We start from the raw sequence: 12,046 nt of genomic DNA on the forward strand, positions 1-12,046 counted from the left end.
GATCCGACGACGACGGAAACGGCCATGGAGTTTGCCTGTTTTCCGGCGGGAACCCGAATGCTGACGGCCTCGGGGCCGAAGGCCATCGAGCGGCTGCGCGCCGGGGATCTTCTGATCACCGCCTCCGGCAAGGCGCGGCCGCTGGCCTTTCTCGGTGTGCAGACGATCCATCCTCACCCCGTTCACGGGCATGCCGCGCGCAATCTGCCGGTGCGGATCGCGGCGCACGCCTTCGGGCCGGGGGCGCCGGCGCGGCCGCTGATCACCAGCTGGTGGCATGGCATCATGCTGCAGGGCGGCTGGATCCGCCGCTGGTTCGGAGAGGAGCGCATCATCGTGCCGGCCGGGCGGCTGATCAACGGCGGGAGCATCCGCCCGCTGCCGGCGGCGGGCGTGATCACGCTGTACAACGTGGTGCTGGAGGCCCATGACGTGGTTTTCGCCGAGGGGCTTTCGGTGGAGACCTTCCGGCCGCTGAACGGCAACCAGCGCGATTTCGACAACTGGCGGGAGTTTGCGCCCTTCCATCTGCCGGATGCCGAGCTGGAGGCGCGCTATCCGCCATGCTGCCCGGTTCTGGACAGCGACGCGGAGGGACGGTTCATCGGACAGAACCTGCACCGTCTGGCCGGCGAACAGCTGACAGCGGCGCTGCTCTGGCCGCTGCAGGCCGCGTGAGCGCACCCCGCGTGTCCCTCGCAGTCCGCTCGTTGCCCAAGCCCTGCCTGCAAGACGGGTATGATCACTGAGTCATTGCAGGAGAGGACGATCCCGGAGCGTGAACAGGGGGATGGGATTAGTCCTCTCCTTGCATGGCGGGCACTCGTACCGGAAAGACCTGATCTTACCGCCATTTAAAGAGAAAGAATTGCCCTGCCCCTTGCCAGATCGGAGAAAGGCTCTACCTTTTGCCGGAATCGTGTAACGGACAAGGGAGCGTCCCTGGCATGAGATACATCGAATGGCTTTTCGAGGGGTTTCTGTGGAACGCCCGCCTCATCGTCATCGTTGCCGTGCTTGCCTCGCTCGCCGTGGCCTTCGCCATCTTCTACATGGCCACGGTGGATGTCATTTCCATGCTCGTGCATCTCGGCGGCTACAGCAGCATGGAAGGCGCCGAGCGCGCGATTTTGCATGACCAGACCATCAAGCACGTGGTGCAGGTGATCGACGGCTATCTGCTCGCCACCGTCCTGCTCATCTTCTCGCTCGGCCTTTATGAGCTGTTCATCTCCCGCATCGATCAGGCCGATTCCAGCACCGCCTCGCGCATTCTGTCCATCCGCAACCTCGATGATCTCAAGAACCGCCTGGCCAAGGTCATTCTCATGATCCTGGTGGTGAAGTTCTTCGATCATGCCATCAGCATGAAATTCAAATCCTCCTACGACATGCTCACCTTTGCCGGCGGCATTGCCCTCATTGGCCTCGCCCTGTTCCTCACCCACGCCGCCGAATCCCATCATTTTCACAAGCACGTGCCCGAGAATGACGATCACCGCCCGAAAAGTGCGCAAAAACAGGCCGCCGATGATTGAAACCGGCCGCCGCGCACGCCAGATTGGCTTTTGAGGACGGAAATCTGAACACCACCGGATTTTACAAGCGGGAGAAAACAATGACCGACAAGGGCCTGTGGGAGAAGATCGTTGCCGGTGATCGCGAAGCCTTCGATGCGCTGGTGGAACAGGAGATGGCCGGCCTGCTCGAGGCTGCCAGGCACGAAATCCGCTATTATGAGGATGTCGGCGATTTTCCGCCCCGTTACATGACGCCGGAGGAGCTGGTGGCGGAGGCGATGATCCACGCCTGGGATCACCGCAAGAAGAAGCCCGAGGGCATGCAGCCGCGCGCCTGGCTCTATGCCATGCTGTTCAAGGCCGCCGATGCGCTGGCCGCCCGTCGCCGCGCCATTCAGGAGCACGAGACCCTTTCCACCGATGAAAGGATCCCCGACGATCCGCTGGTGCTCGATCCCGTCTATGATGACGATGAGGAATTCTACGAGTGGTATCAGCCGGACGAGGCCCTGAAATGGGAGGACACCCTGCCGGCCGACACCCTGCCGCCGGAGCAGATCATCGCCTTCTGTGAGCGCGAGCCGCAGGGCCTCGCGCCTGTGGAGCGGCGCGCCACCCTGCTCTATTTCCGGCTCGATTTCGACATGGAGCAGGTCTGCCGCATCCTTCAGCGCAAGCCGGAGGAGGTCGGCCCCATGCTGGAAAAGGCCAAAACCAAGGCCGCATCCTGATCCTCAAGACCCCGGCATCATCAGGGGCCCGTCCTGGCGCCCGAGTGCACATAGGCATGCCCCGGATATCCCGGGGCAGCTTGCTCATGCGCACGCTTGTCCAAGAAAATTTAGGAAGCATGACGCAGCCATCGAACAGTCCGAAGAAAAAGACTTTCCATACGTTGGGCGCTAGTTGCTTAACTCATTGATAGACAAAAAGAAAACGTCATTGCCGCCCTTGCCTGTCCCGGGCTTGAACCGGGATTCCGGCAATCCAGGGCCACAAGCGAAACGGTTTTGGTGGGCGGTGGCGTCTGCCAGCAGGCTTGGTTTGCGTCATATGGATATAAAATGCCGGAACGGGATTTTATCCCGTTCCTTCAACATTTTGGTGGGGTATTCTCCCCCCTGCATGGTGAACAGGATCGCGGGGGTTGGTGGCGGGATTGAAAATCCCGCCTAAACGTTCCGGAAGGGGTTGCAAACCCCTTCCGGCAATAAGGTTCTGTTTGCCCAAGGGCAGCTGGCAAAAAGGGCGCATAGCTCTATCCTTCCCCTGATAGGGGGAGGTCGGCCCCGCAAGGGGCCGGGAGGGGGTCGGGCCACAAGTGTATGAGATTGTTGCCCGCCCTGTCGCCTAAAAGCAGATTCCATCTGCTTCCGGAACGGTCTGGCTGCGTATTCTCCCCTGCCATGGTACAATAAATTGCCATTCCACCACCGCGAGCACAGAACCATGGCGACGGATTATTTGGAGCTGAACCGGGAAGTTCTGGAGGAGCTAAAGGAGAGCCATCCCGTCAAATACCGCTCCCTGAAGCTCTATCTGGAATGCCAGAATATCTATGCCAAGACAGGCGACTGGGACCAGGCCGCCGCCCACTGGAACGCCTGGGCCGAAAATCTGCTGGCCGAACGTAAGAAGCTGGAAGAAAGCGGGGAATGGCAGGTAACAAAACGCACACCTTTTGGGACTGAGGGAAAAAATATTCTGACAAGGCATTGGCTGAATGCCGCTAGGGTAGATTTCTCTAATGTTTATTTTATTACAAAAACTATGAACAACGAAAATAATAATAAAAACAATTCTTACAGTAAAGCACGACTTCGTGTGTTGGTGAATGATCTGTTATTTAGGGATTTTATTTTTCCTAGTGATGCCATTTTTTGGAATGCAAAATTCAGAAACGATGTCACCTTTTCATATGCCACAATAGAAGGTGATGCCAACTTTCAAAATGCTGTTTTTACTAGAAGTGCTTGGTTTCTTGGTACAACGTTCTACAGTCGTGTTGGCTTCGAGAATGCCAAGTTCAAGCGTGACGCCAACTTTGGGGATGTCAAATTTAGCAAAAATTCCAAGTTTTCAAATGCCACATTCAATGGCGCAGCTTGGTTCAGAGAAGCTATTTTCAGCAGCGACACCTCGTTTAGAGAAGCTACTTTCAGCGTCGAGGCTTGGTTTGGGAAAACTATATTTAAAGGTGTTGCTTGTTTCAATGAAGCGATATTTAGTGGCTATACTCGGCTCGAGCATGTCACATTTAGCGGTGACGCCTGGTTCAATGGAGCAAAGTTCAGCAATGATGCTTGGTTTGGAAAAATTGCATTCAGCGGTGATGCTTGGTTTAAAGAAGCTAAATTTAATCGTGGTGCTTGGTTCGATGATACCACCTTCAATCGTAATGCCAATTTTCAGTTAGCGCAATTTGAGCAACCAGCGCTTTTCCTAAGAGCCCAGTTTCGCCAAAAAGCCGATTTTTCCTCCATCCGCAGCGAGAAGGGCTTTTCGTTGCATGAGGCGCGGTTTCAGGTTGTGCCGGATTTCAACGAGGCGGCATTTCATGCACCGCCGGTGTTGGATGCTGTGCATGTTGATGAACAGCTTACGGCAAAAAGGGGCGCTTGGCCCTTCCGGTTCCGGCACGTTCCCGAGCCGGGGGAGAACGCCAAACGCATTTCCCGAAACTTCCGCGCGCTGGGCAAGATGGCGCACGAGGCGCGGGACTGGCTCAACGAGATGGAGTTTTTCGCGCAAGAAATCCGCGCCCGCCGCTTCGGTCAGGATTTTCCTTTTGGGAAGAACATGGGCCGCTTCTGGTTCGGGCTGATCTATGAGAAGGCCTCCAACTTCGGGCGCAGTTTTGCCCGTCCGCTCGTCTTGTGGGCCGTCACCACGGCGCTGTTCGCAGCCCTTTATGCCGCGCTGGCGTCAGAGCGGGGCGCGTGGAATGGTTGGGACGCGCTGTATCTGTCGGTGCGGCACGGGCTGGTGGTCGGCGGGCTGGTGCGCACCGGCCACATGCAACAGGTCATCGAGGCCATGTTCGGCGAGATGGGCAGTGGTCTCGCCCTGCTGATGATGGGGCAGACGATCGTTTCCGCTTTCTTCCTGTTCCTCTTCTTCCTCGCCGTGCGCAACCATTTCCGGATTCGGTAAGCGCATCCCATGATTGCCAGGGCGGGATTGTATCCCGTTCCTTCAACGTTTTGGCGGCGTATTCTCGCCACAGTGAACAAGGAACGCGGAGGATGGTGGCGGAATTGAAAATCCCGCCAAAACGTTCCGGAAGGGGGCTGCCCCCTTCCGGCAGGAGATCGTCCGGTCTTCCGCAACGAAAAACGCCCGCGGGCGCAAGGGCCTGCGGGCGCAAGTGTTGGTGCGTGCAATACGCTCCGGAAAGGGCGGATTACACGGAGTAGTACATGTCGAACTCCACCGGGTGCGGCGTGTGCTCGAAGCGGATGACCTCCTCCCACTTCAGCTCGAGGTAGGCCTCGATCTGATCCTTGGTGAAGACGCCGCCGGCGAGCAGGAAGTCGTGATCCTTCTCCAGGTTCTCCAGCGCCTCGCGCAAGCTGCCGCAAACCGTCGGAATGCCTTCCAGCTCCTCGGGCGGCAGGTCGTAGAGGTCCTTGTCCATGGCCTCGCCCGGATCGATCTTGTTGAGGATGCCGTCCAGACCCGCCATCAGCATCGCCGCAAAGGCGAGATAGGGGTTGGCCGACGGATCCGGGAAGCGCACCTCCACGCGCTTGCCGTTGGCCGAGGGCGCATGCGGAATGCGGCAGGAGGCCGAACGGTTGCGCGCCGAATAGGCCAGCAGCACCGGCGCCTCAAAGCCCGGCACCAGACGCTTGTAGGAGTTGGTGGTCGGGTTGGTGAAGGCGTTGATGGTCTTGGCGTGCTTGATGATGCCGCCGATGTAGTACAGGCACTCCTTGGACAGATCGGCATACTCGTTGCCGGCGAACAGCGGCTTGCCGTCCTTCCAGATGGACTGGTGGCAGTGCATGCCGGTGCCATTGTCGCCATAGACCGGCTTGGGCATGAAGGTCGCCGTCTTGCCGTAGGCCTGCGCCACGTTGTGCACCACGTACTTGTAAAGCTGCAGCTTGTCGGCGATGCGGGTCAGCGTGTCGAACTTAATACCCAGCTCGTGCTGCGCCGCGCCCACCTCGTGGTGATGCTTCTCCGGCTCAAGGCCGAGCTCGGCCATCACCGACACCATCTCGGAGCGGATGTCCTGCGCGGAATCCACCGGGTTGATCGGGAAGTAGCCGCCCTTGGTGCGCGGACGATGGCCCATGTTGCCGGTCTCGTACTCCGCGCCGGTGTTCTTCGGCAGCTCCACGTCATCGAGGTGGAAGAAGCAGTCATAGGGCTCCGCGGCGAAGCGCACGTCGTCGAACATGAAGAACTCCGCCTCCGGGCCGAAATAGGAGGTATCGCCCACGCCGGTCTGCTTCAGATAGGCCTCGGCCTTCCGCGCCGTGCCGCGCGGATCGCGCTCATAGCGCTCGCCGGTGTCGGGCTCCAGAATGTCGCAGAAGATGCCAAGCGTCGGCTGCGCATAGAACGGATCCACATGCATGCTGGCCGGATCGGGCATCAGCACCATGTCGGACTCGTTGATCGCCTTCCAGCCGGCGATGGAGGAGCCGTCGAACATGATGCCGTCGGCGAACGAATCCTCGGTGATGGCGTCCGCCGTCATGGTGAGATGCTGCAGCTTGCCGCGCGGATCCGTGAAGCGCAGATCCACGAACTGAATGTCCTTGTCCTTGATGGTCTTGAGAACCTCTTCCGCCGTGGCTTCCTTCTTGGCCATGACTTGCCTCTCTCCTGTTGTCGGTTGCGGTTGCTCGTCGTTCCGGATTGCGCCGGATTCATCCGGGCGAGGAAACGGCACACCGCGCCGGTGATCACCCTAGACGGATGAACCGCTTAACGTTCAGGTGATCACCCGGATTTGGGTCGCCCCCTCCCCTTGAACATGCGCGGGAAAAAGGCTCCGCTCCTGACGTGATGTGCTCTCCCTCCCGATGCCAGGTTCGGGCATGCCCTGTTGCCCTTTATCATCATCCGGCCAGGGCAACGCCCGGAAAAAATCTGTCCTGAAACGTCCTCCCCTCTGTGCCGGCATGGAGCCGGCCGCTTCTTAGATGTCTCTGCCCTGCCTTACAGCGCCTCTTCGCCGCGCTCGCCGGTGCGGATGCGAATGGCCTCGGCAATGTCGGAGATGAAGATCTTGCCGTCACCGATGCGCCCGGTGCGCGCGGCCTCCTGAATGGCCTCCACCGCCTTGTCCACCATGTCATCCGGCAGCACGATCTCGATCTTCACCTTGGGCAGGAAATCGATGACATACTCCGCACCACGATAGAGCTCCGTATGGCCCTTCTGGCGGCCGAAGCCCTTCGCCTCGATCACCGTGATGCCCTGCACGCCGACGTCCTGCAGAGCCTCCTTCACCTCGTCCAGCTTGAAGGGTTTGATGATGGCTTCGATCTTTTTCACGGTCCTGTCCCTGCTCTGGTTGCGACTGGCCCGGCCCGCCCCCGCTCGCCGGGCCGCCCTCCCCTGTTTTCGGCTGACGCCTCAGGCCCGCATGCTCCAAGGTCGTCAGCCTTTTCCTTTCATTGTCTAGCAGGAACCATGCCAAGCCTGTCAATGCCGCAAATCGCGCAAAACCGGGGCTTTTCCGCACAAAACGCCGCTTTTTCCCGCACCATGATGATGAAAAAATATGCATTTGATCAAAATTTAATCACAGACCAATGCACAAGGAGAGCCGCAAAATTGAACCCCCAGCCTTGATGAAAGAGCAAAGAAAGGAGCAAAAATCCCTGCCCATCGGGCTTTCCTCTGCGGGGAACAGCTCGTATCGTGCAGACAGGCAGCGCGGCGCAAACATAACAGACCCGCGGGCAATAGCCGCCTTGTCCTTTCCTTTAGGCCTGTGATGATGAACTAAAGATTCCGGTTCCGGGAACAAGGCCATGACGAAACAGGAGAACACCGGCCTGAATGCGCCAGACGATTCTTGCACCGTGGAAGGGACACGCCTGTGCGCCTGTGACATTCTCAGCGTCAGGGAAATGTATGCGGCCGATGCCGCCGCCATGGAATTCGGCGTTTCCGGCCCCGCCCTGATGGAGCGCGCCGGCCGCGCCGTTGCCGAGGCCGCGCTGGCCCTGTATCGCAGGGAAGGCTTGCATGACAGCCCCGTGCTCGTTCTCGCCGGTCCGGGCAACAATGGCGGGGACGGTTTCGTTGCCGCCCGCATTCTCGCAGACGAACACCGCCTGCCGGTCACGGTGGCGCTGCTTGGCCCGCGCCAGCGCCTGAAAGGCGATGCCGCCCGCGCCGCCGCGCAATGGACCGGCCCGCTCGCCTCTCTGGACAGCCTGGCGAAGGAACGCAAGCGGCTGTACGCCTATCCGCTGGTGATTGATGCCCTCTTCGGCGCCGGGCTTGACCGCCCCCTGAAGGATCCGGTGGCGCGCATCGTGCGCTTTCTCAACGCGCTGCATGAACAGGGGCGTGTGCGCATTCTCGCCGTTGACGTGCCCAGCGGCCTGCATGGCGATCTCGCCCGTCCCCTGCCGGAAAGCCTCTGTCTGAATGCGGATATCACCGTCACCTTCTTCCGCAAGAAGCCGGCGCACGTGCTCTATCCCGGCAAGGATCTCTGCGGAAAGGTGATTGTCGCCGATATCGGCATTCCCGAGCATGTGCTGGCAGGCCGTTTTCACACCACGAAAGAAAGCCACCCCTGCTTATGGCAGAATCAGCTGCCCGGGTTTTCGCGCGCCCAGCACAAATATGAGCGCGGCTCCGTCGTCGTTCTCTCCGGCAATGCCCTGCATACCGGCGCCTCCCGCCTTGCCGCATATGGCGCATTGCACGCCGGCGCCGGCGCCGTCACCCTCGCCGGAGAGCCTGAAGCCCTGAAAATCCAGGCCGCTCATGTAACCGAAATCATGCTCGATCTCTTCACCCGGCCGGATGAATTTCCGGACGTGCTGAAGCGCAAGCGGGCCCATGCCGCCCTGCTCGGCCCCGCCGCCGGCACCGATCAGCGCCTAAAGGAGAGCGTTCTTGAAACACTGAAGACCCCCGCGCTGGCCTGCGTGCTTGATGCCGATGTCTTCACCGTTTTCCGCAACAATCCGCAAGACCTCTTCTCCGCCATTGCCGAACAGAACGCCCCGGTGGTGCTCACGCCCCACGAAGGCGAGTTCGCCCGCCTGTTCCCTGACCTTGCCGTGAATGCCTGCGATCTCAACAAGATCGAACGCGCCCGCACGGCCGCGCGGCGCGCCGCCGCCACCGTCGTGCTCAAAGGGCCGGATACGGTCATTGCCACGCCTTCCGGTGATGCGTTTGTTGCCGCACATGCACCGCCCTGGCTGGCCCGGGCCGGATCCGGCGATGCTCTTGCCGGTCTCATTGCCGGCCTTCTCGCCCGGGGATGCCATGGCCCCGTGGCCGCCTGCGCCGCCGTTCATGCCCATGCCGAGGCCGCCTGGCGGCTGGGCCCGCACATGATCGCCGCTGATCTGCCCGCCGCAGCCGGGCGCATTCTTGCGGAATTGTCCGGCCAGGAGCAGGTTTGGCGCGTTCGAAGATAGGACAGCCCGATGACAGATGACAAAAGCGCGGCATTGTGGTCATACAAACACTGGCCGAATGCCCGGGGCTTTGCTATAGAGCGCGCAATTCACCTCCTGGCGCATGCTTGAGCCGGAGGGCGTCCTGCCGTTTGCGGGCGTGGCGGAATTGGTAGACGCGCAGGATTTAGGTTCCTGTGGGGCAACCCGTGAGGGTTCGACTCCCTCCGCCCGCACCACCGGGCGGGGCGCGAACCGGGCGGTTGGCTCACGGCGTGCGCCGCTTCGCCGGCAGGCAAAAAAGGGGAATTCGAAAAACGGGGCCGTCGCCACCGCATTCGGATCAGGACCGGTCTGAAACCGGCCGTGACGGAGGCGAAAAACGGCGGCCAAGAGGGTTTTGCCAGAGGAATGGATCGAAACGTCATGGAAGCACAGGAAATTCTCAACGAGGGCTTGAAGCGCCAGTACAAGGTCACGGTTCCTGCCGCGGAGCTCGCCGGCCGGCTCGATTCCCGTCTTGCCGAAATGGCCAAGAACGCACGAATCCCCGGCTTTCGTCCCGGCAAGGTGCCGGTGAAGCACTTAAAGCGCCTTTACGGCAAGCAGGTCATGGCCGAGGTCATGGACGAGGCCATCCGCGACACCGTGCAGAAGGTGCTCTCCGACAATGCGCTCAAGGCCGCCTATCAGCCGGACATCGCCCTTGCTGACGAGAGCAAGGAGGCGGTGGAGAAGATCATCAACGGCGAGGCCGATCTCGTCTACACCATGACCTTCGAGATCACGCCCGAGATCGAGGTCGGCGATCTCTCCGACATTGCCCTCACCCGTTACAAGGTGAAGGTGCCGGAGGAGGATATCGAGGAGGCGGTCAAGAACATCGCCGAGCAGTTCAAGGATTATGAGGATCGCCCCGAGGGTGAGCCGGCCGAGGAGGGCGACCGGGTTGTCATTTCCTTTGTCGGCCGCATCGATGGCGAGGAATTCGAGGGCGGTTCCGCCGAGGATGTGCCCCTCGTGCTCGGCTCCGGTCAGTTCATCCCCGGTTTTGAGGAGCAGCTCATTGGCGTCAAGGCCGGCGAGGAGCGCACCATCGAGGTCACCTTCCCCGAGCAGTATGGCGTGGAGAAACTGGCCGGCAAGAAGGCGGAGTTCACCGTGCGGGTGAAATCCGTGGAAAAGCCGGTGGAGCAGGAAATCGACGACGCCTTCGCCCAGAAGATCGGCTTTGAGAACCTCGAGCAGCTCAAGCAGCGTGTGCGCGAGCAGGTGGAGGCCGAATTCGAGCAGACCGCCTATACCGAACTGAAGCGCGCCGTTCTCGACGCGCTCGATGCGCGCTATGACTTCCCCGTGCCGCAGCGGCTGGTGGATTCCGAATTCGAGCAGATCTGGCACACCCTCGAACACGAGATGAAGGACGCCGGCCGCACCTTCGAGGACGAGGGCACCACCGAGGAAGAGGCGCGCAAGGAATATCGCGACATCGCCGAGCGCCGCGTCCGCCTGGGCCTTCTGCTCGGCACCATTGGCGAGCAGGCCGGCATCACCGTCAGCGACGAGGAGCTGCAGCAGGCGCTCATTGAGCGCGCGCGCCAGTTCCCGGGCCAGGAAAAGCAGGTGTTCGAATATTACCGTGAGCACCCCGAGGCCTTGATCGAGCTGCGCGGGCCCATCTTCGAGCAGAAGGTTATCGATCACATCATCGAGCAGGCTCAGGTGACCGAAAAGGAGGTCACCCGCGACGAGCTGGAGGAAATCCTCAAGGAAGAGGAAGAAAAGGCCGAAGCCAAAAAGAAGGACGGCGCCAAGGAAAAGAAGGCCAAATCCGGCAAGAAATCGGCAAAGTCGGCGAAATCCGCCTCCGGCAAGGCTGCTGAAAAGAAAACGACAAAGAAGGCCTCCGCCAAATCCACGTCAGCGAAGAGCAAGTCCGCCTCCAAGAGCAAGAAAAGCACCAAGAAGAGCGCGGACTCCGAGAACAAGGACTAAGTGCCTACGTAAAGATTCTAAAAAGCCCCCCGCGCTCCCACCCAAGTACCCTGTTTGATGCACAAATATCGGGTAGCTTAAGTGGGGGCGTGGGGCGATGGGCGGTGCGAAAATTTGCCCGCGGGCGAATAGCTCTAAGGAGCCCCGATTACAACATGTCTTTGCGCCTTCGCCGGTTCTGGCCGGTGAAGGCGTTTTCTTCTTCACACCCTGAAACCGAAAGGGCGATGCATCCGGCGGGATGCATCGCCCTTTTCATTCTCGGCATCACAGAAGCACGCGGAATGAAAATCACAAACCAACCCTTGTCATTCGCGCAGGTCGGGCCGCAGGTCCATCACGCGATCCGCATGTTCTCGTGATGCCCGCACCAGCGCCATGAAATGCAGCGCAAAAATGCTGGCCATGGCCATGACCAGCAAGGCGAGAAAAATGATCAGTGCCGAAGACATTGATCCAAGCCCCCGTCCATGTGCGGCCTGCCCCGTCCGGCCGCGTGCCTTGCCTCTGTTCGAATCACCTGCCCCTGGGAAAACTTTAGCAGGCCCACAAGCCTCTGCAACCCGCACGCGCCTTTCGCGTGCGGTTTTATGCTTAACCGGGTGTTAAGCGCCTTTGGGCAATCTTGCTGAACATGACCGCCGGATTGCGCCGGCGTCGTGTCATGTCAATCGTGTCGATCTCAAGTTCCGGGGTTAAGGGGTCATGATGCTGTTTGTGGGCGCTTCCTTCCTTCTGGCCACCGTTCTCGTCTTTGCGCTGCATGCCATCGCCCTGCGCAAGGCCATGCGCGAAACCGAGGAGCTTTACGCCATTACCTGGTTCATGAACGAGGACGCCGACCTCGGCGAACAGGCCTGAACGCTCCCCTTCCCTGAAAGCCGCCTTTTTCCGGGCGCTTAAAACCCTGTCCGGGGCGGC

Annotated in this window: 10 protein-coding genes and 1 tRNA gene; 8 read left to right on the forward strand and 3 right to left on the reverse strand. The window is 60.2% G+C overall.

From position 1 onward, the window contains the following. The 4 genes from EK16_RS00005 to EK16_RS11680 form a co-directional block, all read left to right on the forward strand. On the forward strand, window positions 1–678 hold a 678-nt coding region (locus EK16_RS00005), incomplete at its 5' end, for a Hint domain-containing protein (protein ID WP_051928679.1). 269 nt (window positions 679–947) lie between these two features. Further along, complete coding sequence (locus EK16_RS00010; RefSeq protein ID WP_038033309.1) at window positions 948–1,538, forward strand: YqhA family protein; 591 nt, start codon at window positions 948–950, stop codon at window positions 1,536–1,538. A gap of 80 nt (window positions 1,539–1,618) precedes the next feature. Continuing rightward, window positions 1,619–2,251, forward strand: coding sequence for an RNA polymerase sigma factor (locus EK16_RS00015; protein WP_156098387.1), 633 nt, complete (start codon window positions 1,619–1,621; stop codon window positions 2,249–2,251). Between the two features lie 718 nt (window positions 2,252–2,969). Further along, the gene (locus tag EK16_RS11680; RefSeq protein WP_081910087.1) at window positions 2,970–4,673 is read left to right on the forward strand and encodes a pentapeptide repeat-containing protein; all 1,704 of its coding nucleotides are present in this window, start codon (window positions 2,970–2,972) and stop codon (window positions 4,671–4,673) included. Window positions 4,674–4,923: 250 nt separating this feature from the next. Here the strand turns inward: EK16_RS11680 and glnA are convergent, their stop codons facing one another. Together glnA and EK16_RS00035 are read right to left on the reverse strand one after the other, a co-directional pair. Next, window positions 4,924–6,345 (reverse strand): type I glutamate--ammonia ligase, encoded by a 1,422-nt coding sequence (gene glnA / locus EK16_RS00030; RefSeq protein WP_038033320.1) that lies wholly within the window; start codon window positions 6,343–6,345, stop codon window positions 4,924–4,926. A 350-nt stretch (window positions 6,346–6,695) separates the two neighbouring features. After that, complete coding sequence (locus EK16_RS00035) at window positions 6,696–7,034, reverse strand: P-II family nitrogen regulator (RefSeq protein WP_038033323.1); 339 nt, start codon at window positions 7,032–7,034, stop codon at window positions 6,696–6,698. A gap of 482 nt (window positions 7,035–7,516) precedes the next feature. On the opposite strand from EK16_RS00035, the gene EK16_RS00040 reads away from it, so the two are divergent. The 3 genes from EK16_RS00040 (at window position 7,517) to tig (ending at window position 11,125) form a co-directional block, all read left to right on the forward strand. Further along, window positions 7,517–9,151 carry an NAD(P)H-hydrate dehydratase gene (locus tag EK16_RS00040; protein WP_231573544.1) on the forward strand — a complete coding sequence of 545 codons (1,635 nt, stop codon included), beginning with the start codon at window positions 7,517–7,519 and terminating at the stop codon, window positions 9,149–9,151. 133 nt (window positions 9,152–9,284) lie between these two features. Next, window positions 9,285–9,369: transfer RNA gene (locus EK16_RS00045), tRNA-Leu, on the forward strand. A 187-nt stretch (window positions 9,370–9,556) separates the two neighbouring features. Then, window positions 9,557–11,125 (forward strand): trigger factor, encoded by a 1,569-nt coding sequence (gene tig / locus EK16_RS00050; RefSeq protein WP_081910088.1) that lies wholly within the window; start codon window positions 9,557–9,559, stop codon window positions 11,123–11,125. 308 nt (window positions 11,126–11,433) lie between these two features. On the opposite strand, the gene EK16_RS12065 is transcribed toward tig, so the two are convergent. Next, on the reverse strand, window positions 11,434–11,577 hold the full coding sequence (locus EK16_RS12065) for a hypothetical protein (protein WP_156098388.1): 144 nt from the start codon (window positions 11,575–11,577) through the stop codon (window positions 11,434–11,436). Between the two features lie 253 nt (window positions 11,578–11,830). Here EK16_RS12065 and EK16_RS12070 point away from each other — a divergent pair, with 253 nt between their 5' ends. Further along, entirely contained in the window at window positions 11,831–11,986 is a 156-nt protein-coding gene (locus EK16_RS12070; protein WP_156098389.1) for a hypothetical protein, read from the forward strand. The last annotated feature ends 60 nt before the right edge of the window (window positions 11,987–12,046 follow it).

The organism is Thermopetrobacter sp. TC1, assembly GCF_000746275.1.
Classification (GTDB): Bacteria; Pseudomonadota; Alphaproteobacteria; order Rhizobiales; family Aestuariivirgaceae; genus Thermopetrobacter.